Below are 24119 nucleotides of genomic sequence, written 5' to 3'. Positions count from 1 at the left end.
ATTGTGCCCTATGCGTATCCTATTAGCCGAAGATGACAGCGTCCTCGCGGATGGCCTGACGCGCTCGCTGCGCCAGTCCGGCTATGCGATCGATTGCGTAAAAAACGGGCAGGAAGCCGATACCGCCCTGTCCACCCAGGAATTCGACCTGCTGATCCTGGACCTGGGCCTGCCCAAGCTGTCCGGCCTGGAGGTACTGCGCCGCCTGCGCGCGCGCAGCTCGCTGCTGCCGGTGCTGATCCTGACCGCCGCCGATTCGGTGGAGCAGCGCGTCAACGGCCTGGACCTGGGCGCCGACGATTATATGGCCAAGCCCTTCGCCTTGTCCGAACTGGAGGCAAGGGTGCGCGCCCTGACCCGGCGCGGCCAGGGCGGCGGCTCCACCGTCGTCAAGCACGGCCCCCTCACCTATGACCAGGTCGGGCGCAGCGCCTATATAAATGAGCAGATGCTGGACTTGTCGGCGCGCGAGCTGGGATTGCTGGAAATCCTGCTGGCACGCACCGGCCGCCTGGTCTCGAAGGAACAACTGGTGGACCACCTGTGCGAATGGGGCGAGGAAGTCAGCAACAATGCCATCGAGGTGTATGTGCACCGCCTGCGCAAGAAGATCGAGGTGGGCGGTATCCGCATCGCCACTGTGCGCGGCCTGGGCTACTGCCTTGAGAAATTCAACCCGCCCGCACCGCCGGCTGCCAAGTGAGCAGCACGCCGCCGGCAGCGGACTGGGACCATACCCCGGCCGCCGAGGAACAGGAAATCCAGCATTCGCTGTTCGGCGAGATCCTGGACTGGATGCTGGCTCCCCTGCTGCTGCTGTGGCCCATGAGCATCGCCATCACCTACCTGGTGGCCAAGTCGATCGCCAACCAGCCCTTCGACCATGCGCTGGAGGACACGCTCACCGTCCTGACGCAGCAGGTGCGCGAAGTGGACGGCGCCATCCCGCGCCTGCCGGCGTCGGCGCGCGACATCCTGCGCGCCGACGATATCGACAATATCTATTACCAGATCAGCAGCCCGTCCGGCAGCCATGTGGACGGCGACCGCGACCTGCCGCCGCCGAAGGCGGAGCCGGAATCCGAGAGCTATCGCGCCGGCGCGGTGGCCTTCCATAACGCCACGCTGCACGGCACGCCGATCCGCGTGGCTTATACCTGGGTCAACCTGCAGGAGAACAAGGCGCAGCCGCCGCGGCTGGCCCTGGTGCAGGTGGGCGAAACACTGGAAAAGCGCGCCAAGCTGGCCAATGAAATCATCAAGGGCGTGATCCTGCCCCAGTTCATCATCCTGCCGATCGTGCTGGCCCTGGTGTGGTTTGCGCTGTCGCGCGGGCTGTTGCCGCTGCGCGAACTGCAGGAGCGCATCCGCGACCGGCCATCGGACGACCTGAGCCCGATCCCGCCGCGCCAGGTGCCGGAGGAGATCACGCCGCTGGTCAAGTCGCTCAATGAAATGCTGGAGCGGCTCAAGCTGTCGATCGATTCGCAAAAGCGCTTCATCGCCGACGCGGCGCACCAGATGAAGACCCCGCTGGCCGGCATGCGCACGCAATCGGAACTGGCGCTGCGCCAGACCGACCAGGCCGAGGTGCACCGCTCGCTGGAGCAGTTGGCCAAGTCGTCCGAGGCGGCGACGCGCCTGGTCAATCAGCTGCTGGCCCTGGCGCGCGCGGAGAACCAGCCGCAAGCCGGCACCGCCATGCAGCCGCTGGAGCTGGATTTGCTGGCGCGCGATACGGTGCACGACTGGGTGCAGGCCTCGTTCAGCGCGGGCATCGACCTGGGTTACGAGCCGGCGCGCGAAGAGGTGCCGATTGCCGGCAACCCGCTGATGCTGCGCGAAATGCTGTCCAACCTGATCGACAACGCTTTGCGCTACACGCCACGCGGTGGCGCGGTGACGGTGCGCGTGCGCCGCAGCGCGCAGCACGCCCTGCTGGAGGTGGAGGACAACGGTCCGGGCATCGCGCCGGCAGAACGGGCCAAGGTGTTCGAGCGCTTCTACCGCATCCTGGGCAGCAATACCGAGGGCTCGGGCCTGGGCCTGCCCATCGTGCGCGAAGTGGCGCAGCAGCACGGCGCCGAAGTCGACCTGTTCGCCAACCCGCGCAGCACCGACCCGAAATATCCCGGCTGCCTGTTCCGCGTCAGCTTCCCGCTGCGCATGGACCCGCCGCCTGCCGAAGACGAGGTACCGCATTTTGGATAAGCTCGAACGCCACTGGCGCCGCGTGCGCCGCATGACGGGCTGGCTGCTGGCCGGCTGGCTGCTGGCGACTTTCTGCATCATCTTCTTCGCGCGCGAATTGAGCGGGCTGTCCGTATTCGGCTGGCCGCTCTCGTTCTACCTGGCGGCGCAGGGCGCCTCGTTGATCTACCTGGCCATCATCGGCTTTTATGCCTGGCGCATGCAGGTGCTGGAGCGGCGCTACTGGACCGAGCAAGCGGGCGACGCCAAGGGCGGGAGTCCGCCATGAGCACGCCCTTCTTCCGCAAGCTGTCGCGCTACTACCTGATCTTCACCGCCTGCTTCGGCGCCTTCCTGCTCGCGTTGGCGATGCTGGAGAAGGAAGGCATGCCGCGCCTGTGGATCGGCTACCTGTTCATGTTCGCCACCATCGTGCTGTACGCGGCCATCGGCCTGATCAGCCGCACATCAAACGTGGCCGAGTACTACGTGGCAGGACGGCGCGTGCCGGCAATGTTCAACGGCATGGCGACCGCCGCCGACTGGATCTCGGCGGCCAGCTTCATCTCGCTGGCGGGCGGCCTGTACCTGCACGGCTTCGACGGCCTGGCCTATATCATGGGCTGGACAGGCGGCTACTGCCTGGTGGCGCTGCTGATCGGACCCTACCTACGCCGCTTCGGGCAGTACACGATTCCCGACTTCTTCGCGGCGCGCTACGGCGGCGGCTTCGAGGGGCGCTCGGTGCGGCTGATGGCGGTCAGCGCCACCATCATCGTCTCCTTCACCTATGTGGTGGCGCAGATTTACGCGGTGGGCCTGATCGCATCGCGCTTTACCGGCGTGGACTTCTCGGTCGGCATTTTCCTCGGCCTGGCCTCCATCCTGGTGTGCTCCTTCCTGGGCGGCATGCGCGCCATTACCTGGACCCAGGTGGCGCAGTACATCATCATCCTGGTGGCCTTCCTGATGCCCGCCATGTGGCTGGCGGTCAAGCACGGCGGCAACCCGGTGCCGCAGGTTGCCTACGGCAAGCTGCTGCCCCAGCTCAGCGCGCGCGAGGCGCAGTTGGCGCATGACGAGAAGGAGGGCGAAGTGCGCGAGGTCTTCCTGCAGCGCGCCGAGGACTTCGGCGTGCGCCTGCACGGCCTGCCCTTCTCCTGGGACTCGGGACGGCAGGAGGCGCAGCACAACCTGGACATGGTCAAGCAGCGCAATGGCTCGCTGCTGGAGATCCGCGCCGCCGAGCGCGCGCTGGCGGCCTACCCGAAATCGGTGGAGGAAGCGGCGGTCGTGTGGACTGCGCAGCGGAACGCCGCCCTGGCGCGGGCGCGGCCGCCGGTCAAGCACGCCGAGCCCTTCCCCGGCGACAGCCGCGCGCAGTCCGACCAGAAGCGCAACAACTTCCTGGCGCTGGTGTTCTGCCTGATGGTGGGCACGGCCGCCCTGCCGCACATCCTGATGCGCTCCTACACCACGCCCTCGGTGCGCGAAACACGGGTCTCGGTGTTCTGGACCCTGTTCTTTATCCTGCTGGTGTACCTGACCATCCCGGCGCTGGCGGTGCTGGTGAAATACGATATCTACAGCTCCCTGGTGGGCAGCGATTTCTCGCGCCTGCCGACCTGGGTCTCGTATTGGGCCAATGTGGACAAGGCTAACCCGCTGCTGTCGATCAGCGACATCAACGCCGACGGCATTGTGCAACTGGCGGAAATCCTGATCGACGGCGACGTGCTGGTGCTGGCCACGCCGGAGATTGCCGGCCTGCCCTACGTAGTGTCCGGCCTGGTGGCGGCGGGCGGCCTGGCGGCGGCACTGTCGACCGCCGACGGCCTGCTGCTGGCTATCTCCAACGCCCTGTCGCACGACGTGTACTACAAGATCGTCGACCCCAACGCCTCGACCCAGAAGCGCGTCACCATTTCCAAGCTGCTGTTGCTGGCGGTGGCCTTCATCGCCGCCTACGCCGCTTCGACCAAACCGGGCGATATCCTGTCGCTGGTGGGCGCCGCCTTCTCGCTGGCCGCCTCCACCCTGTTCCCGGCCCTGGTGGCCGGCGTGTTCTGGCAGCGCGCCAACCACCAGGGCGCCATGGCGGGCATGGTGGCGGGCTTCATCACGTGCATCTACTACATGCTGCACGCCAATCCGGTGCTGGGCGGCAGCATCGACGGCCAGTGGTTCGGCATTGCCGCCAACTCGGCCGGCGTGTTCGGCGTGCCGGCCGGGCTGGCAATGCTGGTGGCGGTCAGCCTGCTCACGCCCAAGCCCGACGCGCGCACCATGGCCCTGGTGCGCCATATCCGCACGCCGGAATCGCAGTGAGGCGCCTGCTGCGTTGCCCGGCATAGGCAGTTGGCATTGATGTGACAATTGGAGAGCCTTTTGGGACGCCGGATCTGATAACTTCCAGCGTCCCTTTTACACGCACTCCATGACATGTTCAAGTATCTCCTGTTAAGCCTGGCCGCAGTGGGCAGCCTGGCCCATGCCGCGCCGCCGGCACAACATTTCTTCTCCCAAGAGAACTTCAAGGCCGCCACGATCTCGCCAAGCGGGCGCTACGTGGCACTCCTGGTGGGTGACGGAAAGACGCGCGACGGCATGCTGGTGCTCGATAGCGCCACGCGTAAAGCCATCGGCGGCGCGCGCCTGGACGACAGCGATATCGGCGACGTGCGCTGGGTAAACGACCAGCGCCTGGTGTTCACCATCACGGACAAGCACGAAGCTGCCGGCGCGCGGCGGTTCGCACCAGGCCTGTTCGGCATTAACCGCGACGGCAAGGAGCTGCGCCGCCTGGCCGACCGCGACAACAGTCGCGAAGGTGTCGGCTCCAATGTCACTGCGCGCGTGGAACCGCCGAATACCTTCTTGATGAAAGGCGCGGGAGCCCAGGATTCCGATTTCCTGTACGTGCTGCGCCCGATCTGGGAAAATCTGGGCCATGCCAAGGAGCGCGTCGACCTGGTGAAGCTGGACACTGTGCGCGGCGGCAGCACAACCGTCAGCCGCCCTGCGCCGGCCTTGAGCTGGATGCTCGACCACACAGGTGAGCCAAGCATCATGCTGTCTATCAAGGGGGGCGTTACCACCATCCACTATCGCGACCCGGCCAGCGGCAAGTGGCGCGACCTGACCAGCTCACAGAGTTATGGCAGCGCCGACTTCGAGCCGATCGGTTTCCACAATGAGAAGAATATGCTGGTCATCGCGCGCCGAAAAGGCGACAAGGACACCCTGCACGTCCTGGACATGACCACTGGCGCGATCGACCCGCAGCCGCTGGTTGCGCTGGGTGACTTCGATTTCGCCGGCACCGTGGTTTACTCGCGCAAGCGCCTGATGGGGATCCACTACAATGCAGATGCGCGCACCAGCTTGTGGTTCGACCCTGGCATGAAAGCCGCACAGGAGGAAGTCGACAAGCTGCTGACGGCAACTGTCAACATCATCACGCCGCCAACGAACCCGGAAACCCCGTGGCTGCTTGTGAGTGCCTACTCCGACCGCCAGCCCAATGTCTTCATGCTGTTTAACCGCGATACCAAGGAGCTGGCCACCCTGGGCAGCAGCCACCCTGACATCAATCCGGCCGAGATGGGCACGCAAAGCATGGTCAAGGTCAAGGCCCGCGACGGACTCGAATTCCCGGCCTGGCTGACCACGCCGCCGAAACAGGACAAGCAACTGCCGCTGGTGGTGCTGGTGCACGGCGGCCCGTATATTCGCGGCACGAGCTGGGGCTGGAACCCGGAAGTGCAATTCTTGGCTTCGCGCGGCTATGCGGTGCTGCAGCCGGAGTTCCGTGGAAGCACGGGCTACGGCGACAAGCTGTACAAAGCGGGCCTGAAGCAATGGGGTTTGAAAATGCAGGATGACATTGCCGACAGCGTCAAGTGGGCAGTGGCACAAGGCGTGGCCGACCCGCGCCGTATCTGCATCATGGGCGCCAGCTACGGCGGCTATGCCACACTGATGGGCCTGGTGAACGATGGCGACATGTATCGCTGCGGCGTGTCATGGGCCGCTGTCACCGACCTGCCGCTGCTGCTGGAAACCGGCTCTGTCTTGACCGACACCAGCGACGAATACCTGAAGTACGGCGCACCCGAGCTGATCGGCGATCTGGCAAAGGATGCGGCGCAGCTGGCGGCCACCTCGCCGGTAAAGCAGGCAGCCCGCATCAAGCGCCCCTTGCTGCTGGCCCACGGCAGCGACGACGCCCGCGTACCGTTCGCCCATTACACCAGGATGCGCGGCGCCTTGAAAGACAGCAAAGCCGACGTGGAGTTTGCCGAATATGTGGGCGAGGTGCACGGCTGGAGCAAGCTGGATAATGCCGTGGACTTCTGGACGCGCGTCGAGAAATTCCTCGACAAGCATATCGGCGCCAAGGCAAAAGTAGAGTAAGAAAAATGAATTCCAGCGCAATGTGCTTCGCCCTCGTTCTAACATTGGGCTGCAGCCTGGCCGTTGCGCCAGCGGCCCATGCTGCGCCTGGCGCGCCGCCGGCCGAAGCGTTCTTCGAGAATCCGACCTTTACCGGCGCGCTGCTATCCCCCAGCGGCAAATACCTGGCCGCCAAGATCGCCAAGAAAGGCGGCCGCAGCATGCTGGCCGTGATTGATCTCGCCACGCGCACGGCGCAATCGGTGGCCTACTTCGAGGACACCGACATCAACCACGTGCAGTGGGTGAACGACCAGCGGCTGCTGTTCGATACCGCCGACCTGAAAGCCGCCCAGGGCGAGATTGAGTATGGTCCCGGCCTGTTTGCGGTGGACCGCGACGGCAGCAAATTCCGTCAATTGGCGCTGCGTACGGGCACGCCTTTCGCCTTGCGTGCCGACGCGGACAAACTGCTGCCCTGGCACACCTTCATGCTGGACCAAAGCGGCGCGCAGGATTCCGACTCGGTCTACGTGCAGGATTACCAGATGAGCGGCCTGGGCAACCTGCACCGCATCAACCTGCTGCGCCTGAACACCGTGAGCGGCCGCTGGCAAACGGTCAACGCGCCGGGCGACGCCAAAGGCTGGCTGCTGGACCAGGCCGGCGAGCCGCGCCTGGCCATCACCCTCGCCGAAGCCACCGTCGGCATCCACCTGCGCGAGGGCGACAGCTGGCGCAAGCTGGCATCGTTCAACAACCACCAAGGCGGCGCGCAGGCCATGCAGGTAGTGGGCTTCGGCGCCGGCAACACGCTGTATGTGAGCAGCGCGCGCGGCGGCGACCTGACTGCGCTATACCGTTATGACAGCGCCAGCGGCAAATTGGGCGAGCAGCCGATCGTCAAGCTGCCTGGCTACGACTTCCACGGCAACCTGGTGATCCGCGATGGCAAGCTGCTGGGCGTGCATTACCTGCGCGACGGCGAAGGCACGGTATGGCTGGACCCTGCGCTGCAGGCATTGCAGGCTGAGATCGACCAGCGCTTGCCAGGCTTGGTGAACATGATCGAGCTGCCCACCGATCCGCAGGCGGAGAACGTGCTGGTGCGCGCCTTCTCCGACGCGCAACCGGCTGTCTACCTGGTTTACAACCGGCGCAGCAAGGCGCTGGACCGGATCGGCGAAACCTACCCGACGATCAATCCGGCGCTCATGGGCGGGCAGGCGCAAGTGACCTACGCCGCGCGCGACGGCCTGCCGGTGCCGGCCATGCTGACACTGCCGCGCGGCAGCCAGGGCAAAAAGATGCCGATGGTGGTGCTGGTGCACGGCGGCCCTTACGTGCGCGGCAGCAAGTGGGGCTGGGAGCCCGAGGTGCAATTCCTGGCCTCGCGCGGCTACGTGGTGCTGGCGCCCGAATTCCGTGGCAGCACAGGCTTTGGCAGCAAGCATTTCCGCGCCGGCTGGAAGCAGTGGGGCCTGAAGATGCAGGACGATATCGCGGACGCCGTGAAATGGGCGGTGGCGGAGGGTTATGCCGACCCGCAGCGCGTGTGCATCATGGGCGCCAGCTATGGCGGCTATGCCACCTTGATGGGCCTGGTCAACGACTCGCAGTTATTCCAGTGCGGCGTCAACTACGTTGGCGTGACCGACATCCAATTACTGTACCGTGGCCACTGGTGGTACAGCTCCGATCTTTCCGACGAGGCAAAGCGCTACAGCATGCCCGACATGGTGGGCGACCCGGTCAAGGATGCCGAACAGTTCAAAGCCACCTCGCCCATCGAGCAGGCGCACCGCATTACGCGCCCGCTGCTGCTGGCCTATGGCGGCGAAGACAAGCGCGTGCCGCTGGTGCATGGCACACGCTTCCGCGACGCCGTGCGCAAGGGGAACCAGCAGGTGGAGTGGGTGGAGTACCCGGAAGAGGGGCACGGCTGGCATAACCCGAAGAACCGCATCGACTTTTGGAAGCGGGTCGAGAATTTCCTGGACAAGCATATCGGCGCTGGCGCAAAAACGGAGTAAGCTGGCGACTCGTCCATCACTTAGCTGAAGGGGAAGCGCAATGTCGTCTGGCAAAATCCTGGTTGCACAGGGGGGCGGTCCTACCGCCGTGATCAACCAGTCGCTGGTCGGCGTGGTGCTGGAGGCGCGCCGGTTCCGCAATGTGACGCGCATCTACGGCGCCCTGCACGGGGTGCGCGGCATCATCAACGAGGAATTCGTCGACCTGACGCAGGAGACCAGCCATAACCTGGAGCTGGTCGCCGCCACGCCCTCCTCTGCACTCGGCTCCACGCGCGACAAGCCGGACCTGAAGTACTGCGAAGAGATCTTCAAGGTGCTGAAGGCGCACGAGATCGAGCACTTCTTCTACATCGGCGGCAACGATTCCTCCGACACGGTGCGCATTGTGGCGGAACAGGCGCAGGCGGCGGGCTATCCGCTGCGCGCCATTCACATTCCCAAGACCATCGACAATGACCTGGTGGGCAATGACCATACGCCGGGCTTCCCTTCCGCCGCGCGCTTTGTGGCGCAAGCCTTTGCCGGCGCCAACCTGGATAACGCTTCGCTGCCCGGCGTGTATGTGGGCGTGGTGATGGGACGCCATGCCGGCTTCCTGACTGCCGCTTCGGCGCTGGGCAAGAAATTTCCGGACGACGGTCCGCACCTGATCTACGTGCCGGAACGCGTGTTCTCCATTGAGCAGTTCCTGGCCGACGTGAAGGAAACCTATGAACGTTATGGGCGCTGCGTGATCGCGGTGTCGGAAGGCATCCACGATGCTTCCGGCGAGCCGATTGCGACCTTGCTGGCCAAGGAGGTGGAACGCGATGCGCACGGCAATGTGCAGCTGTCCGGCACCGGCGCACTGGCCGACCTGCTGTGCGACGAGATCAAGGCCAAGCTGGGCATCAAGCGCGTGCGCGGCGACACCTTCGGCTACCTGCAGCGCTCCTTCATCGGCTGCGTGTCGGACGTGGACCAGCGTGAGGCGCGCGAAGTGGGCGAAAAGGCGGTGCAGTTTGCCATGTGGGGCGACCGCAATGGCTCGGTGGTGATCAAGCGCACCGGCTTCTATTCGGTCGATTACGAGTTGATGCCGTTGGAGGATGTGGCGGGCAAAACGCGCACCATGGAAGATGAATTCATCGACGCGCGCGGCACCGGCGTGACTGATGCTTTCCGCATGTACCTGCGTCCCCTGCTCGGCTCGGGCATGCCGGACGCGTATCGCCTGCGCCCGGCCGCCGTGCCGAAGATCCTCAAGCGTTAAAGGCGGGCCGGCAGCTCCGCGGCCAGGAAGTCGGACAGGGTGCGCACCCTGGTTTGCAGGTGACGGTTGCCGGGATAGACGATGTAGGCGATGCGCGGCTGCAGCTGCCAGGCGGGCAGCACGCGCTGCAGCGCGCCTTGCGCCAGCATGGGGCGGGCGATGAAGGAAGGCAGCGAGCCGACGCCCTGCCCGGCGGCCAGCATCTGGCCCAGCATCAGGCTGTTGTCCAGCCACATGCGCACCGGCGGTTCGATCTCGCACGTGCCGCCCGCTCCTTCCAGCCGCCATACACCCGGTGCCTCCGCCAGGCGAAAAGCCAGCGCACGGTGCGCCAGCAAGTCCGTGGGCACTTGCGGCGTGCCGTGCTGCGCCAGGTAGGCCGGTGCGGCGCACAGCCATTGCTCGACCTTGCCGGCGGAGCGCACCACCAGGGTGGAATCGGGCAGCGTGGTGCGCACACGCAGCGACAGGTCGAATCCTTCCGCCACCACGTCCAGCAGGCGGTCCGCCATGGTCAGCTCAACGTCGATATCCGGGTACAGCTCCAGGAAGCGCGCCAGCAGCGGCGATAGCACTGCGAGGCTGAGCGACATGGGGGCGTTGAGGCGTATGCGCCCGCGCATGGCGGCCTGCTCGCCGCTGGTGCTGCGTTCCAGCTCCTGCAGCTCGTCCAGCAGGCGGCAGCATTCCTGGTAATAGGCGCGGCCGGTATCGGTCAGGCGCATGGTGCGCGTGGTGCGCAGGAGCAGTTGCGCGTGCAGTTGCTGCTCCAGCCAGCGCACCTGCTTGCCGATGCCGGCGGGCGACAAGCCCAGCTCCTCCGCCGCCTTGCTGAAACTTGCGCGTTCGACCACGCGGCGGAAGGCATGCATCGCCGCCAGCTTGTCCATTCGATCCTCTTGGTAAAAAGTCTTTATCCAAATTACTCGATTATCTTAGCAGCAGAATCAAATAAGCTGGCTTCACTGAACTTTCTTTCAAAGGAGCCAAGATGAAATTCCTCGCCACTGCTGCAGCCCTGCTGCTGTCCTTCAATGCCACCGCCGCCGAACCAGGCACCAGCCCATGGGGGCCAAAGGACGAAATCGGCCGCCTGAACCTGGTCACACCCGCTTCCAGCGCGGCTGTGCTGGCCCGCATCAAAGGCGGCCGCGCCTATGACCTGTCGGTCGACTACTTCGTCGGCATGCCGAGCTGGCAGGCGGCGGGCGACCCGCCTTACCTGATGTGGATGACGCACACGCCGCATGGCAATGTGCTGTCCGACCCGATGGAGACCGGCAAGGCCATGAACCAGCACGTCAGCTATTCGGGCAGCGCCATCTCGATGTACACGCATATGGGCACCCATATCGACGCCCTGCCCCACTTCGGGCTGAATGGCAAGATCTGGAACGGATTCAAAGCTTCCGAGCACCTGGGCGACCGGGGCTGGAAGGTGGCCGGCGCCGAGAAACTGCCGCCGATTGTGGCGCGCGGGGTGCTGATCGATGTGGCGGCGGCCAAGGGCGTGGATATGCTGCCGGATAACTACCGCGTCACCGGCAAGGACCTGGCCGATGCGCTGGCGCGCCAGAAAGTGGCGCTGCAAAAGGGCGATGTGGTGCTGATCCGCACCGGGCGCATGCAGCACTTCGAGAAGGCGCAAGCCTTCATGCAAAACCCGCCCGGCATGGGGCTGGATGCGGCGCGTTTCCTGGTGGAGCAGCATGGCGCGATGGTGGTGGGAGCGGATAACCTGAGTTTTGAATCCTTCCCTTCCGAGGCCAAGGACAACTACATCCCGGTCCACACCTACCTGCTGGCCGAACATGGCGTGCCGATCATGGAGCTGGTCAACCTGGAGGAGCTGGCGCGCGACAAGGTGTACGAATTCGCCTTCATCGGCGCCTCGCTCAAGCTGCGCGGCGCCGATGCGGCGCCGATGCGGCCGATTGCGTTGCCGCTGCGCTGAACCTGTTAGCGCCTCAGGGTACCGCGCCCGGCGGGGCTTCACGCTTGCAGCGCTGGGCAAGCGTCGGGTCGGCTCCCAGCTTGCGCAACGTTTCGGCAAGCACCTTGTTCCCGCCTTGCAGCGCCAGCGAATACGGGGTGTCGCACAGCGTCGCCACGGACGACTGGCCATTGGGGTCGGCGCCGTGCGCGACGGCGAACTTGGCGAACGATGTCGTCAGATCGACGCACAGGCTCCACAGGCGCTCCCGCTCTGGCGGCGCCATATCCCCGCGCTGCTCCCTCGGGACGCAGCCCTCGGCAACTTGGTGCAGCGGCCCTCGCCATTCGTCAATGGCGCCGTTGGCATTTGCACCCAGCTCAATCAGGCGCTGGGCTGCATCGTAATCCCCAAGCCTGACCAGGTCGGTCAGCAAGTACGCGCTGGTGGCAATATTGGCACCGTTTTTGAGCAACAGGGGCAGCAAAGCTAAATCGGCCCCGCAAAGACGGCAAGCACTCAGGTTGACGTTTCGCGCGTTCGCACCTTGCGCGAGTGCCACTTCAGCTAGTGCCAGGCGGCGCAGCAGAAAGCTCTCTCTCGAGTCGTAGCTGTAGTGATCAGTTGCGATCACCCTTTGCAGGAAAGCCGAACCGTGTTCGCCGCGCAGGTCGATATTCTCCATGACGTATTTGGCGATCTCCAGCCGTGCCGGCTGCTTTGCCGGCTCTTTGTCCTTCAAGTAGGCGTCGGTGGCAGCGTGCAGGTACTGCGCTTTTTCCTGATCCGATTTGCGGCGCATAGCTTTCTTCAGCAAAGGCTTCGCCTTTTTCGCGTTCCCTTCTTCCAGCGCCGCTTTCAGGCGATTTTCCGTCGACGCTTGGCGCAGCGCGTTTTTGGCGCTCACCACCGCAACAACAGGCGCGCATACCAGCATGGCAGCGCCATCGCAATTCGGCACGCCTGGCACGCCCTGCGCGGAGGACGGGTTGGAGAACGCGGCCGCGAGGACGGCCAGCAGTAAATGGCATGTATATTTTTGCATGCCAGGATTATAAGTATTCACCTGCTTACGCCGCGTTACGGTTGGTGCACATCCTTGTAGACCAACATATCCACCAGTTGCTCCTCCTTGTCCGGATCAAAGCCGCAGGTCGCCTCGAACTTTTCCGGATTTTCGTAGGTACCAAACAGCATGTCCCACCAGACAATGTCGCCGTAGTTGTTCTTATGGCGGCCGTGCTGGTGGTGGATGCGGTGCATCTCGGGGCGTTGGAAAAACCAGCCGACCCAGCGCGGCGTGGTAACGCTGGTATGGTAGAAGAACTCGCCCAGCGCGGTGCACAGGGTGTAGACCGCACCCGCTTCCGCCGACAGGCCAAGGAAGGCGTACACCAGCAGGCTGCCGATGATGGAGTTGACCACCATTTCGCCGGGATGCTTGTAGAAAGAGGTGATGACTTCGATGCGCTGCGGGCTGTGGTGGATTTGGTGGAACAGGCGCCACAGCACATCGGACTCGTGGCGCACCCGGTGCCACCAGTAGAACACGAAGGTGGCGATAAAGTATGCCAGCAGGCCGCCTGCCACCGGCCCCATATGGTCGGACAAGTGCAGCAGCGAGGCTTGCGCGGCCCAGCGTTCCCACGTTATGCCGGCCAGCAGCACCACCGCCAGTTGCACGGCGTTGATGGCCAGCACGCGTACCGGCCAAGTGCGCACGCGGGGCAGTTTCCAGCCGGGGCGCAGGCGTTCCAGCACGAAGCAAAGGGCGAACACAGCGAAAATGGTCGGTAGCATGGGGGTCTCCTGTTTGGTGTGGAGCCGATCATCGCGCCGGGCGGCGCCTTCACCCTAGCAATAGCGGCGCGGTATCGGATATCGATACTGGCGGCATATAGGGCAGGTTCTCGCCTGATGCGGACCTAGCATGGCGTCTCTTTCAATAAGGAGACGAGCATGAAAAGACTAATTGGTGTGATAGCGCTGGCGGCCAGCGGCGCGGTGAGTGCCGGCGGAACGGCGACGCTGCCAACGCCGACGGAGATCGAACGCGCACGGCATGGTTTCGATTTCCTGCACGGCGACTGGACGGTGCAAAACCGTAAGCAAAGCGATTATGCGAACCCGGACAGCCCGTGGGAGACCTTCAGCGCCAGCAACATGGTGCATGCGCTGCCGGCCGGCATTGGCAACTATGACGAGTACCGCCCGCTGGGCGACTGGCGTCCCGGCTTCGTGGCGATGACACTGCGCGTGTTTGACCCGGTGACCGGGCGCTGGAGCATCTACTGGCTCACCAACCGCGATGGCGGGCTTGATCCAGCTACGGGCACTTTGCTGCCGCCGGTAGTGGGCCGTTTTGATGCGGATGGCGTGGGGCGCTTTGAAGGCGAGGAAGTGTATAAGGGCCGCACCGCGCGCGTGCGCTTCACCTGGACCCGCCGCGACGAGCGCCATGCGCGCTGGGAGCAAGCCTACTCCTGGGATGACGGCACCAGCTGGCACACCAACTGGATCATGGACTTCAGCAAGCGCTGAGTGTGGGATTCGGAGAGACTTGAGGGCGGAAAGGTCCGCTATCATTATTTACCATGACGACTGCGACCTTTCCTCCTTCCGCGCGCCAGGCATGGCTGATGGCGTTGATCCTGTTTGCCCCGCTGGGCATTGTGTTCTGGCTCATACTGACGGCATCGCATGATCGCGCCGGGGCGGTGGCAGTGGGCGCCACGCTGGCGGGCCTGCTGGTGGTGCTGTACTTCATCCTGACCCGCTATTCGGTGGCGATCACACCGGAGCAATTGGTCGTGCGGCACAGTATTTATACGTTCAAGCTGGCGCGCAGCGAAATGAAGGCGGTGAGCGCGCGCCAGGTGGCCGCGTCCGCCGATCTTGGGCTAGTGATCCGGACCAATGGCGTGGCCGGCTTCGGCTACCTGTCTGGCTGGTTCCGGCGCATCGGGAACGAGAAGACGTTTTGCGCCGTGTCGCAAGGACCACTATGGCTGCTGACCTTTGAGGGCAGCGCCAAGTGCCGGCAACTGGCCTTGAGCGCCAGCCCGGAAACCATCCGCAGCATCGAGGACTGGGCGCGCCAATAATAAATGGGGACGTACCCCATTTAAATAAAAACGGGGCCCGCAGGCCCCGTTTCTATTAAATGGGGTACGTCCCCATTTTTTTATACGACGATGGTTTGGTGTTCGCCTTCCGCGCGGGCGCGGATTTTGCCGATGCGGAATACGGTCTCGCCGGCTGCGGTCAGCTGGGCGATCGCTGCGTCGGCGTTTTCAGCGGAGACGATCACGGTCATGCCAATGCCGCAGTTGAACACGCGGTGCATTTCGGAGTCGGCTACGCCGCCGTGCTGCTGCAGCCACTGGAACAGCGGTGGCATGGTCCAGGACTTGCCGTCCAGTTCAGCGGTCAGGTGGTCTTGCAGCACGCGTGGGATGTTTTCCACCAGGCCGCCGCCGGTGATGTGCACCAGGCCTTTGACTTCCATCGATTCCATCAGCGCCAGCAGCGGCTTGACGTAGATGCGGGTCGGGGCCATCAGCACGTCGGCCAGTTTGCGGCCGTGGAAGTCGGCTTCCAGGTCCGGCTTGGCCACTTCGATGATCTTGCGCACCAGGGAGTAACCGTTGGAGTGGGCGCCGGAGGAGGCCAGGCCCAGTACCACGTCGCCCGGGGCGATCTTGGTGCCGTCGATCAGTTTGGATTTTTCAACCGCGCCGACTGCGAAGCCTGCCAGGTCGTATTCGCCGTCCGGGTACATGGAAGGCATTTCTGCGGTTTCGCCGCCGATCAGGGCGCAACCAGCTTGTTCGCAACCTTGGGCGATGCCCTTGATGACGTCGGTGGCGGTCGCTACGTTCAGTTTGCCGCAGGCGAAATAGTCCAGGAAGAACAGCGGCTCGGCGCCCTGCACCAGGATGTCGTTGACGCTCATGGCCACCAGGTCGATGCCTACGGTGTCGTGGCGGTTCAGCTCGAAGGCCAGTTTCAGCTTGGTGCCGACGCCGTCGGTGCCGGAAACCAGCACCGGCTCCTTGTATTTCTTGCTGATCTCGAACAGCGCGCCGAAGCCGCCGATACCGCCCATTACGCCTTCGCGCATGGTGCGCTTGGCGAATGGCTTGATCGCTTCAACTAGGGCGTCGCCGGCGTCGATATCGACACCTGCGTCACGGTAGGACAGGGAAACATTCGAAGGTTGGCTCATGGTGTTTTACGCAACAGAGGCGAAAAGATGGGGAAAGCGGTGGCCGTATTACGGCAAGTCCGCTATTTTAGCATTTTTACCCCATATTTTCTCTCGTTATCCGGCGCTTTTCAGCCCCGCACGCGGCAAAACACCCCAAATCCGGGGGCGGCGCACGAAAATTGCCGAAACATCGTCGAAATGGCCAGAAATGGTCAGAAATGGCTTTAGTTGCTGCGAAGGCGGTAGAATAATAGATCTTTATTCAACTCCGCCACCCGATGCCACTTCCGCTCTCGGTAGAACAAAAACAAACGCTGTTCTGGGTGGCTGTCTGGTCCGCCTTTTTCTTCCTGCTGTGGCTACTGGGACCGGTGCTGACGCCCTTCCTGGCCGCCGCCATCATTGCCTACGCCCTGAACCCGGCGGTTGATAAGCTGTGCCGCATGCGCTTGCTGCGGCGCTGGAAGATGCCGCGCTCGGTGGCCGTTTCCATCGTCATTACGCTGTTCGGCGCTGCCATGCTGGCGCTGATGCTGATCGTGGTGCCGGTGCTGCAGAAGGAAATCCCGCTGCTGCAGGCTGCCATTCCGGCGGCGCTGGCCAAGCTGAATGACACCCTGGGCCCGCGCCTGCAGCACCTGGGCGTGGAATTCACCCTGGACGGGGCCACCATCAAGGCCCTGGTGGCGGAGAAGATGGCGGAGAGCGGGGACCAGATCTGGGCCGCCGTGCTGAATTCCGTGCGCGCCGGCGGCAGCGCGGTGCTGGGCTGGCTGGCGACGGTCACCCTGATCCCGGTGGTGCTGTTCTACCTGCTGCTGGACTGGCACCAGCTGCTGGCGCGCATTGCCGGCGCCGTGCCGCGCCGCTATATCGGCGCCACCATGGACATGGCGCGCGAGTCCGATGCCCTGCTGGCGCAATACCTGCGCGGCCAGTTGATGGTGATGCTGGTGTTGTCTGTTTATTATTCCAGCGCGCTGGCCGTGGCCGGTTTCGACGTGGCGCTGCCGGTCGGCATCCTGTCCGGCGTACTGGTATTTATTCCTTACCTCGGTTTCGGCCTGGGCCTGCTGCTGGCGCTGATGGCCGCCGTACTGCAGTTTTCCGACTGGAGCGGGCTGGTGGCGGTGGCCGTCATCTATGGCGTGGGCCAGGTGATCGAAGGCTTTATCCTGACGCCGCGCCTGGTGGGCGAGCGCATCGGCCTCGATCCGCTGGCGGTGATTTTCGCCCTGTTGGCCTTCGGCCAGCTGTTCGGATTCGTCGGCGTGCTGCTCGCTTTACCCGCTTCCGCACTGTTAATGGTCGGTTTTAGGCACTTGCGCCGCCACTACCTGCGCAGCAGCTTTTATAATGCTTAGTGTGAAGATCGAATACGTTAGCAATAAGTCCATAAAGCCGGGACAAGTCCAATGAAACAGCTGGTGCTTGACCTGGGCGCGGAGCCCGTGTGCACCCTCGAGTCGTTCGAGGTGGGCCGCAATGCGGAGGTGGCGGCGCTGATGCGCCAGTTCGCCGACCGCAGCTCGCGCGAGCATTTCGCCTACCTTTGGGGGGAGACGGGCGCAGGCAAGTCGCACCTGCTGAAGGCGCTCGCCTCGAGCGACCGCGCGCGCTATATTTCGCCGTTTTCGATTGAAACCGAGTTCCTGTATTCGCCGGACGTGGACCTGTACCTGCTGGACGACTGCGAAAAGCTGTCGCCGGTAGCCCAGATCGATGCCTTTGCCCTGTTCAACGAGATCCGCGCCAATAACGCCTTTATGGTCAGCGCGGGCTCGGTCGCCCCGGCGGTGTTGCCGGTGCGCGAGGACCTGCGCACGCGCATGGGCTGGGGCCTGGTGTACCAGATCCATGGCCTGACGGACGATGAGAAGCTGGCGACGCTGACGCAAATGGCGGAAGCGCGCGGCTTGACCCTCTCCCCGGGTGTGCTACCTTACCTGCTGTCGCACTTCCAGCGCGACATGGTATCGCTGTCCTCGATGCTCGACTCGCTCGACCAGTATTCCCTGGAAACCAAACGCCCGATCACCCTGCCCCTGCTGCGCGAATGGCTGCAGGAGGAAGCGAAAGAATGATGAAACTCGCCCTGTTCGACTTAGACCACACCTTGCTGCCGATTGACTCCGATTTTGAATGGGGCCAGTTCCTGTGCCGCGTGGGCGCCGTCGACGCCGCTGAATTCAAGCGCCGCAACGAGGACTTTTACGACCAATACCAGGCGGGCACCCTGGACCCGGTGGAGTACCTGGAATTTTCGCTCGGAACCCTGGCAGCCTTCGATCCCGAAGAACTGGCCGGACTGCAGCAGCGCTACATGACCGAAGTAGTGATGCCGAACATCCTGCCTTCCGCCCGCGCCCTGCTGCAACAGCACCTGGACGCCGGCGACCTGGTGGCGATCGTTACCGCTACCAACCACTTCGTGGTGGCGCCGATCGCCAAGGCCTTCGGCGTGGAGCACGTGATTGCCGCGATGCCGGAGCGCGATGCCGCCGGCCGCATCACCGGCAAGCTGGTTGGCACGCCAACCCAGGGCGAAGGCAAGATCGTGCATACCAAGGCCTGGCTGGAAAAGATGGGGCATACGCTGGACAGCTTCGACAGCGTCCACTTCTACAGCGATTCCCATAACGACCTGCCGCTGATGTCGATCGTCAGCCATCCGATTGCGACCAACCCGAACGCCAAACTGTCCGAGCACGCGACTGCGCAAGGCTGGCCACTAATTCACCTGTTCAATGATTAAGAAATTTATCCGCAAGATCCTGGGCGTCAAGCAAAAGAGCAACGAGCTCGTTGTGCTGGGCCCGAAAGAGCACGGCATCGACCCGCGCATGGTGTCGAACAACGCTGTGCGCGTCACCAGCACCCTGCAGGAAGCCGGCTTCGAGGCCTTTGTGGTGGGGGGCGCGGTGCGCGACCTGCTGCTGGGCGTAAAGCCGAAAGACTTTGACGTTGCCACCAACGCCACGCCGGAACAGGTCAAGCGCCTGTTCCGCCGCGCCTTTATCATCGGCCGCCGTTTCCAGATCGTGCACGTGATGTTCGGACAGGACCTGCTGGAGGTGACCACCTTCCGCGGCACCGCCACCGACAATGCGCCGAAGGACGAGCATGGCCGCGTGCTGCGCGATAACACTTTCGGTTCGCAGGCGGAAGACGCGGAGCGCCGCGACTTCACCATCAACGCCATGTACTACAACCCTGCCACGCAGGAAGTGCTGGACTACCACGGCGGCATCGAGGATATCCGCAGCAAGACGCTGCGCATCATCGGCCAGCCGGAAGCGCGCTACCGCGAAGACCCGGTGCGCATGCTGCGCGTGGTGCGCTTCGCGGCCAAGCTGAATTTCTCCATCGAGCGTTCGACCGCCGAGCCGATCGGCGTGATGGCGCCGCTGATCGACAACGTGCCGGCGGCGCGCGTGTTCGACGAAATGCTCAAGCTGCTCACTTCCGGCCAGGCCCTGGCCTGCCTGCAACAACTGCGCAAGGAAGGCCTGCACCATGGCCTGCTGCCAATGCTGGACGTGGTGCTGGAGCAGCCGATGGGCACCAAGTTCGTGACCCTGGCGCTGGACTCCACCGACAAGCGCGTGATGGCCGGCAAGACCGTGTCGCCGGGCTTCCTGTTCGCGTCCCTGTTGTGGCACCAGGTGCTGGAGAAGTGGCAGGCCTACCAGGCCGCGGGCGAGGCATCCATTCCCGCCCTGCACCTGGCGGCGGATGAAGTGCTGGAGTCGCAGACCGAGAAGCTGGCAATCCAGCGCAAGATCGGTTCCGACATGCGCGATATCTGGGCCATGCAGCCGCGCTTTGAGCGCCGCAACGGCAAGAACCCATACAAGCTGCTGGAGCACCTGCGCTTCCGCGCCGGCTACGACTTCCTGCTGCTGCGCTGCGCGTCCGGCGAGATCGACCGCGAGCTGGGCGACTGGTGGACGGCATTCTACGAAGCCGATGAAAGCGTACGCGCCGACCTGGTGGCGTCTGCTTCGTCCAACGGCGGCAAGAAGAAGAAAGCCGCTCCACGCCGTGCCCGCAAGGATGCCGACGAAGGCGGCGCCGAAGTGGCGGCCGCGCAGCATGATGCTGACGATGGCGATGAATCCGAGGACGATGACTTCCTGAACCCCCGCCCGGAAGGCGAGGCGCCGGCACGCAAACGCCGCCGTCGCCCGCGCCGTAGCCGAAACCGCAGCGGCGGTGGCGGCGACGCCCCTGCCGGCGACGCTTGATGCCCGTCACCGCCTACATCGGCATCGGCGCCAACCTGGGCGATGCCCGCGCCAATGTGCTGGATGCGTTTGAGCGCCTGGGCAAGCTGCCCGGCGCCTCGCTGGAGGCGGTATCGTCGCTGTACCGCACGGCGCCCATCGATTCCTCGGGCGATGACTATATCAATGCTGTTGCGCGCTTGAGCACTTCGCTGCCGGCGCAGGTTTTGCTGGAGGCGCTGTTCGGGATTGAGCAGGCGCATGGGCGTGAGCGGCCGTATTTCAATGCACCGCGCACGCTGGATCTGGATTTGCTGCTGTACGGCGATGAGCAGATTGCCACCCCTACACTCACCGTGCCGCACCCGCGCATGCACCTGCGCGCGTTTGTGCTGACGCCGCTGCTGGAGCTGGCGCCGCAAGCGGTGCTGCCTGGACTTGGGCGTGCTGCCGATTTCGCGCCTGCGGTTGCCGACCAAGGTATTATCCGCCTTTAAACCCGGTAAACCTGGGTCTGACCCGCAGGGTCAGACCCACTCTACGCAACGGCCGACGGCATTGAGACCCCGGTTTACCGGGTTGTAAGCAAAAGGACCCAAACAATGCAAATCCCAATCTTCGTCCAAACCGCCGGTCTGCTGATCCTGTCCAACATCTTCATGACCGTTGCATGGTACGGACACCTGAAGAACTTCTCTAACAAATCCTGGCTGGTCGCAGCGCTGGTCAGCTGGGGCATCGCCCTGTTCGAGTACCTGATCCAAGTGCCCGCCAACCGCATCGGCTTCACCCAATACAGCCTGGCGCAGCTCAAGATCATGCAAGAGGTGATCACCCTCGGCGTCTTCGTCCCCTTCGCCATGTTCTACATGAACGAGCCGTTCAAAACAGACTTCATCTGGGCCGGCCTGTGCCTGGTGGGCGCTGTGTACTTCATCTTCCGCAGTTAGAATAGCGTTTTTAGAATTTAAGGACATTCCCATGTCTGGAAACATGCAGCAGAACCCCTACCCGGCCCCGACCCGCGCAGTTCCCACCAAGGCGGTCACGATCCCCTCGATCAACGCCCTGAAGGCAGCCGGCGAAAAGATCACCATGCTGACCTGCTACGACGCCAGCTTCGCCTCCCTGATGGACGGCTGCGGCGTGGAGATCCTGCTGATCGGTGATTCGCTGGGCATGGTGTGCAACGGCCACCAGTCCACCCTGCCGGTCACCGTGCAGGACATCGCCTACCATACCGCCGCAGTGGCGCGCGGCGCGAAGAATGCGCTGATCCTGGCCGACATGCCGTTCGGCTCCTACGGCACGCCCGAGCAAGCCTTCCACAACGCCGTGCAGCTGGTGCAAGCCGGCGCGCATATGGTGAAGATTGAAGGCGGCGCCTGGGTCGCGGAAACCGTGCGCTTCCTGGTCGAACGTTCGATCCCGGTGTGCGCGCACCTGGGCCTGACCCCGCAATCCGTCCACACCCTGGGCGGCTACAAGGTGCAGGGCAAGACGGTGGAAAGCGCGGACCTGCTGAAACAGGATGCACTCAAGCTGCAAGCGGCCGGCGCCGCCCTGCTGGTGCTGGAAGCGATTCCGACCGCGCTGGGCAAGGAAGTGACCGATCTGCTGTCGATGCCGACCATCGGCATTGGCGCAGGCCCGGACTGCTCCGGCCAGGTGCTGGTCATGCACGATATGCTGGGTGTATTCCCAGGCCGCAAAGCGCGCTTCGTGAAAAACTTCATGGAAGGCCAGACCTCGATCCAGGCTGCGGTCGACGCTTATGTGAGCGCCGTGAAGGACGGCTCCTTCCCTGCGGTGGAGCACTGCTTCTAAGCCATGGGCGCACCTCTCGACGACGACGAGTACGACCGCCTGGATGACCTGCTGGCCGAAATGGGCCCGCAGGCCATGGATGTGGCCAAGCTGGAAGGCTTCCTGACTGCGCTGGTGATCGGCCCGGCCGAACTGGCGCCGGAAGCGTGGCTGCCGGCCGTCTGGGACGGCACGGCGGGCAGCGACGAAGCTGCCGCGCTGGTGCTGCGCCATCACGACTATATGCGCGTGTGGATGCAGAAGGACCCGGGCAGCTTTGAGCCGATCTACGACTGCGGCGGCAGCTGGACGGTGGAGGCGTGGTGCGAGGGCTTTATGGCCGGCGTGGCCATGGCGCCGGAAGCCTGGGCGCCGCTACGCGCGCAGCAACCGGCCTTGCTGCTGCCCTTCCAGCCGCCGCTGAATGCGGCCAAGGTAACGCCGTCCGTCATCAAAATCAACGCCTTCTTCCACGCGCCGCAGGCCAAGGTGGAAAAGGCCGGCCGCAACGACCCTTGCCCTTGCGGCAGCGGGAAGAAATTCAAGAAGTGCTGCGGCGCTTGAACGCTCAGACCTGAATCCAGGTCGTCTTCAACTCGGTGTACTTGTCGAAAGCATGCAGCGATTTATCGCGCCCATTGCCTGACTGCTTGTAGCCGCCGAAAGGCACCGTGATATCGTCGCCATCGTACTGGTTGACGTGCACGGTGCCCGCCTTCAGCGCGCGCGAGGTGCGGATCGCTTTCGAGATATCGCGCGTCCACACCGCCGCGTGCAGACCGTACGGCGTGTCGTTCGCCTGGCGCACCGCCTCGTCCAGGTCCGTGAACGACAGCACCGACAGCACCGGCCCGAAAATCTCCTCACGCGCAATCTTCATGGTGTTCTGCACGCCGTCGAACAAAGTCGGCTCGACGTAGAAGCCGCCGGTCTCCTTGCGCACCGCCTTGCCGCCCGCCAGCAGCTTGGCGCCCTCCTCGCGGCCCGATTCGATAAAGCCCATCACGGTGTTCATCTGGATCGAATCGACAATCGCACCCATGACAGTTTTCTCGTCCAGCGGGTCGCCCGGCGCATACGACGGCACCATGGCCAGCGCCTTCTCCAGGAACTGGTCCTTGATCGACTCCTCCACGAACAGGCGCGAAGGAGCATTGCAGCTCTCGCCCTGGTTGAAGTAGATCGAGCCGACAGCCGCCGCAACGGCGGCATCCAGGTCGGGGCAATCGGCGCACACGATATTGGCCGACTTGCCGCCCAGTTCCGTCCAGGCGCGCTTCAGGTTGGACTGGCCCGCCATCTGGATGATCTGCTTACCGGTGCGGGTGGAGCCGGTAAAGCCGATACAGTCCACGTCCATATGCATGGCCAGCGCGGCGCCGGCCTCGTTGCCAAAGCCTGGCAGCACATTGAACACGCCGGGCGGGATGCCCGCCTCCACTGCCAACTCGGCCAGCCGCAGCGCCGACAGCGGCGACTTTTCGGACGGTTTGAGCACCACGCAATTGCCCGCCGCCAGCGCCGGCGCGATCTTCCACGCCGCCATCAACAGCGGATAATTCCACGGCACGATAGCAGCCACCACGCCCACCGGCTCGCGCGTGATCAGGGCCAGTGCGCTGGCGGGCGTAGGCGCGATCTCGCCGTACACCTTGTCGATCGCCTCGCCGTACCAGCGGATGCAATTGGCCGCCAGCGACACATCGACCACCTGGCTGTACTTGATCGGCTTGCCCATATCCAGGGTTTCCAACAGCGCCAGCTCATCCTTGTTTTGCATCACCAGTTCGGCGAACTTCACCAGCACGCGCTTGCGCTGGGCCGGCGCCTGGCCCGACCAGCGAGCGCTGTCGAAGGCGCGGCGCGCCACGGCCACCGCCTGGTCCACGTCCGCCGCATCGCAGCGGGCGGTTTGCGACAGGTAGCGGCCGTCGATCGGCGACAGGTTGTCGAACTTACGCTCGCTGCGCGCCCAAGTGCGCTCGCCGTTGATGAAGGCACGCCCATCCAGCACCAGCGCCTTCGCCTTGTCATGCCAGTTGACCGTCTCTTTCGCCGTTTTCGCCATGGT

At 64.0% G+C, this 24119-nt stretch carries 23 protein-coding genes; 18 read left to right on the top strand and 5 right to left on the bottom strand.

The annotated features are described in order from the left end of the window. Positions 1–10: 10 nt before the first annotated feature. The 7 genes from GTP41_RS01300 (at position 11) to GTP41_RS01270 (ending at position 9873) form a co-directional block, all read left to right on the top strand. Entirely contained in the window at positions 11–703 is a 693-nt protein-coding gene (locus GTP41_RS01300; protein WP_161023738.1) for a response regulator, read from the top strand. Further along, on the top strand, positions 700–2211 hold the full coding sequence (locus tag GTP41_RS01295) for a sensor histidine kinase (RefSeq protein WP_371867238.1): 1512 nt from the start codon (positions 700–702) through the stop codon (positions 2209–2211). Before GTP41_RS01300 ends, GTP41_RS01295 begins: the two co-directional genes overlap by 4 nt. Then, on the top strand, positions 2204–2479 hold the full coding sequence (locus GTP41_RS01290) for a DUF4212 domain-containing protein (protein WP_161023737.1): 276 nt from the start codon (positions 2204–2206) through the stop codon (positions 2477–2479). Before GTP41_RS01295 ends, GTP41_RS01290 begins: the two co-directional genes overlap by 8 nt. After that, positions 2476–4518 carry a sodium:solute symporter family protein gene (locus GTP41_RS01285; RefSeq protein WP_161023736.1) on the top strand — a complete coding sequence of 681 codons (2043 nt, stop codon included), beginning with the start codon at positions 2476–2478 and terminating at the stop codon, positions 4516–4518. Before GTP41_RS01290 ends, GTP41_RS01285 begins: the two co-directional genes overlap by 4 nt. 114 nt (positions 4519–4632) lie before the next feature. Continuing rightward, positions 4633–6606 (top strand): alpha/beta hydrolase family protein, encoded by a 1974-nt coding sequence (locus GTP41_RS01280; RefSeq protein ID WP_161023735.1) that lies wholly within the window; start codon positions 4633–4635, stop codon positions 6604–6606. A 5-nt stretch (positions 6607–6611) separates the two neighbouring features. Continuing rightward, positions 6612–8618 carry an alpha/beta hydrolase family protein gene (locus GTP41_RS01275; protein WP_229502693.1) on the top strand — a complete coding sequence of 669 codons (2007 nt, stop codon included), beginning with the start codon at positions 6612–6614 and terminating at the stop codon, positions 8616–8618. A gap of 40 nt (positions 8619–8658) precedes the next feature. Continuing rightward, positions 8659–9873, top strand: a complete 1215-nt coding sequence (locus tag GTP41_RS01270) for a 6-phosphofructokinase (RefSeq protein ID WP_161023734.1) — start codon at positions 8659–8661, stop codon at positions 9871–9873. On the opposite strand, the gene GTP41_RS01265 is transcribed toward GTP41_RS01270, so the two are convergent. Further along, positions 9870–10763 (bottom strand): LysR family transcriptional regulator, encoded by an 894-nt coding sequence (locus GTP41_RS01265; protein WP_161023733.1) that lies wholly within the window; start codon positions 10761–10763, stop codon positions 9870–9872. The genes GTP41_RS01270 and GTP41_RS01265 overlap by 4 nt on opposite strands. A gap of 101 nt (positions 10764–10864) precedes the next feature. On the opposite strand from GTP41_RS01265, the gene GTP41_RS01260 reads away from it, so the two are divergent. After that, positions 10865–11827 carry a cyclase family protein gene (locus GTP41_RS01260; protein WP_161023732.1) on the top strand — a complete coding sequence of 321 codons (963 nt, stop codon included), beginning with the start codon at positions 10865–10867 and terminating at the stop codon, positions 11825–11827. 13 nt (positions 11828–11840) lie between these two features. Here GTP41_RS01260 and GTP41_RS01255 read toward each other — a convergent pair whose 3' ends face one another. Then, a complete protein-coding gene (locus GTP41_RS01255) occupies positions 11841–12851 on the bottom strand; it encodes an ankyrin repeat domain-containing protein (RefSeq protein ID WP_161023731.1) in 1011 nt (336 codons plus the stop codon). Between the two features lie 35 nt (positions 12852–12886). After that, complete coding sequence (locus GTP41_RS01250; RefSeq protein WP_161023730.1) at positions 12887–13606, bottom strand: sterol desaturase family protein; 720 nt, start codon at positions 13604–13606, stop codon at positions 12887–12889. A gap of 159 nt (positions 13607–13765) precedes the next feature. Between GTP41_RS01250 and GTP41_RS01245 the strand changes: the two genes are divergently transcribed. Both GTP41_RS01245 and GTP41_RS01240 read left to right on the top strand, forming a co-directional pair. Further along, positions 13766–14347 (top strand): hypothetical protein, encoded by a 582-nt coding sequence (locus GTP41_RS01245; RefSeq protein ID WP_229502692.1) that lies wholly within the window; start codon positions 13766–13768, stop codon positions 14345–14347. Between the two features lie 53 nt (positions 14348–14400). Then, the gene (locus GTP41_RS01240) at positions 14401–14910 is read left to right on the top strand and encodes a hypothetical protein (protein ID WP_161023729.1); all 510 of its coding nucleotides are present in this window, start codon (positions 14401–14403) and stop codon (positions 14908–14910) included. Between the two features lie 80 nt (positions 14911–14990). Here the strand turns inward: GTP41_RS01240 and purM are convergent, their stop codons facing one another. After that, positions 14991–16034 carry a phosphoribosylformylglycinamidine cyclo-ligase gene (gene purM, locus GTP41_RS01235; protein WP_161023728.1) on the bottom strand — a complete coding sequence of 348 codons (1044 nt, stop codon included), beginning with the start codon at positions 16032–16034 and terminating at the stop codon, positions 14991–14993. A gap of 260 nt (positions 16035–16294) precedes the next feature. Between purM and GTP41_RS01230 the strand changes: the two genes are divergently transcribed. From GTP41_RS01230 to GTP41_RS01195, 8 genes are all read left to right on the top strand, one after another. Next, positions 16295–17380: an AI-2E family transporter gene (locus GTP41_RS01230; protein WP_161023727.1), complete on the top strand. Its 1086-nt coding sequence runs from the start codon at positions 16295–16297 to the stop codon at positions 17378–17380. A 51-nt stretch (positions 17381–17431) separates the two neighbouring features. Then, on the top strand, positions 17432–18100 hold the full coding sequence (gene hda, locus GTP41_RS01225; protein WP_161023726.1) for a DnaA regulatory inactivator Hda: 669 nt from the start codon (positions 17432–17434) through the stop codon (positions 18098–18100). Continuing rightward, on the top strand, positions 18100–18771 hold the full coding sequence (locus GTP41_RS01220) for a histidinol-phosphatase (protein WP_161023974.1): 672 nt from the start codon (positions 18100–18102) through the stop codon (positions 18769–18771). The genes hda and GTP41_RS01220 overlap by 1 nt, the downstream gene beginning before the upstream one ends. Continuing rightward, positions 18764–20263: a polynucleotide adenylyltransferase PcnB gene (gene pcnB / locus GTP41_RS01215; RefSeq protein ID WP_161023725.1), complete on the top strand. Its 1500-nt coding sequence runs from the start codon at positions 18764–18766 to the stop codon at positions 20261–20263. The genes GTP41_RS01220 and pcnB overlap by 8 nt, the downstream gene beginning before the upstream one ends. Beyond that, positions 20263–20739, top strand: a complete 477-nt coding sequence (folK, locus tag GTP41_RS01210; protein ID WP_161023724.1) for a 2-amino-4-hydroxy-6-hydroxymethyldihydropteridine diphosphokinase — start codon at positions 20263–20265, stop codon at positions 20737–20739. The genes pcnB and folK overlap by 1 nt, the downstream gene beginning before the upstream one ends. Positions 20740–20844: 105 nt before the next feature. Next, positions 20845–21192: a DMT family protein gene (locus tag GTP41_RS01205; protein WP_161023723.1), complete on the top strand. Its 348-nt coding sequence runs from the start codon at positions 20845–20847 to the stop codon at positions 21190–21192. Positions 21193–21223: 31 nt separating this feature from the next. Beyond that, positions 21224–22069 carry a 3-methyl-2-oxobutanoate hydroxymethyltransferase gene (gene panB, locus GTP41_RS01200; RefSeq protein WP_161023722.1) on the top strand — a complete coding sequence of 282 codons (846 nt, stop codon included), beginning with the start codon at positions 21224–21226 and terminating at the stop codon, positions 22067–22069. 3 nt (positions 22070–22072) lie between these two features. After that, positions 22073–22612 (top strand): UPF0149 family protein, encoded by a 540-nt coding sequence (locus tag GTP41_RS01195; protein WP_161023721.1) that lies wholly within the window; start codon positions 22073–22075, stop codon positions 22610–22612. 4 nt (positions 22613–22616) lie between these two features. Here GTP41_RS01195 and GTP41_RS01190 read toward each other — a convergent pair whose 3' ends face one another. Further along, positions 22617–24116 (bottom strand): aldehyde dehydrogenase, encoded by a 1500-nt coding sequence (locus tag GTP41_RS01190; protein ID WP_161023720.1) that lies wholly within the window; start codon positions 24114–24116, stop codon positions 22617–22619. Positions 24117–24119: the final 3 nt, after the last annotated feature.

The sequence above is a fragment of the Pseudoduganella guangdongensis genome (genome assembly GCF_009857475.1).
Classification (GTDB): domain Bacteria; phylum Pseudomonadota; class Gammaproteobacteria; order Burkholderiales; family Burkholderiaceae_D; genus Rugamonas; species Rugamonas guangdongensis.
The sequence above is the reverse complement of the archived record's forward strand: the minus strand, read 5'-3'. Positions and strand labels throughout refer to the sequence as shown.

Excerpts from the sequence above, each read along its gene's own strand:
- GTP41_RS01220 (WP_161023974.1), top strand. The coding sequence starts at position 18,100 with ATGAAACTCGCCCTGTTCGACTTAGACCACACCTTGCTGCCGATTGAC.
- pcnB (WP_161023725.1), top strand. The coding sequence starts at position 18,764 with ATGATTAAGAAATTTATCCGCAAGATCCTGGGCGTCAAGCAAAAGAGC.
- purM (WP_161023728.1), bottom strand. The coding sequence starts at position 16,034 with ATGAGCCAACCTTCGAATGTTTCCCTGTCCTACCGTGACGCAGGTGTC.
- GTP41_RS01250 (WP_161023730.1), bottom strand. The coding sequence starts at position 13,606 with ATGCTACCGACCATTTTCGCTGTGTTCGCCCTTTGCTTCGTGCTGGAA.
- GTP41_RS01190 (WP_161023720.1), bottom strand. The coding sequence starts at position 24,116 with ATGGCGAAAACGGCGAAAGAGACGGTCAACTGGCATGACAAGGCGAAG.
- GTP41_RS01245 (WP_229502692.1), top strand. The coding sequence starts at position 13,766 with ATGAAAAGACTAATTGGTGTGATAGCGCTGGCGGCCAGCGGCGCGGTG.
- GTP41_RS01230 (WP_161023727.1), top strand. The coding sequence starts at position 16,295 with ATGCCACTTCCGCTCTCGGTAGAACAAAAACAAACGCTGTTCTGGGTG.
- GTP41_RS01265 (WP_161023733.1), bottom strand. The coding sequence starts at position 10,763 with ATGGACAAGCTGGCGGCGATGCATGCCTTCCGCCGCGTGGTCGAACGC.
- hda (WP_161023726.1), top strand. The coding sequence starts at position 17,432 with ATGAAACAGCTGGTGCTTGACCTGGGCGCGGAGCCCGTGTGCACCCTC.
- GTP41_RS01270 (WP_161023734.1), top strand. The coding sequence starts at position 8,659 with ATGTCGTCTGGCAAAATCCTGGTTGCACAGGGGGGCGGTCCTACCGCC.
- GTP41_RS01285 (WP_161023736.1), top strand. The coding sequence starts at position 2,476 with ATGAGCACGCCCTTCTTCCGCAAGCTGTCGCGCTACTACCTGATCTTC.
- GTP41_RS01300 (WP_161023738.1), top strand. The coding sequence starts at position 11 with ATGCGTATCCTATTAGCCGAAGATGACAGCGTCCTCGCGGATGGCCTG.
- GTP41_RS01280 (WP_161023735.1), top strand. The coding sequence starts at position 4,633 with ATGTTCAAGTATCTCCTGTTAAGCCTGGCCGCAGTGGGCAGCCTGGCC.
- folK (WP_161023724.1), top strand. The coding sequence starts at position 20,263 with ATGCCCGTCACCGCCTACATCGGCATCGGCGCCAACCTGGGCGATGCC.
- GTP41_RS01205 (WP_161023723.1), top strand. The coding sequence starts at position 20,845 with ATGCAAATCCCAATCTTCGTCCAAACCGCCGGTCTGCTGATCCTGTCC.
- panB (WP_161023722.1), top strand. The coding sequence starts at position 21,224 with ATGTCTGGAAACATGCAGCAGAACCCCTACCCGGCCCCGACCCGCGCA.
- GTP41_RS01255 (WP_161023731.1), bottom strand. The coding sequence starts at position 12,851 with ATGCAAAAATATACATGCCATTTACTGCTGGCCGTCCTCGCGGCCGCG.
- GTP41_RS01240 (WP_161023729.1), top strand. The coding sequence starts at position 14,401 with ATGACGACTGCGACCTTTCCTCCTTCCGCGCGCCAGGCATGGCTGATG.
- GTP41_RS01275 (WP_229502693.1), top strand. The coding sequence starts at position 6,612 with ATGAATTCCAGCGCAATGTGCTTCGCCCTCGTTCTAACATTGGGCTGC.
- GTP41_RS01195 (WP_161023721.1), top strand. The coding sequence starts at position 22,073 with ATGGGCGCACCTCTCGACGACGACGAGTACGACCGCCTGGATGACCTG.
- GTP41_RS01260 (WP_161023732.1), top strand. The coding sequence starts at position 10,865 with ATGAAATTCCTCGCCACTGCTGCAGCCCTGCTGCTGTCCTTCAATGCC.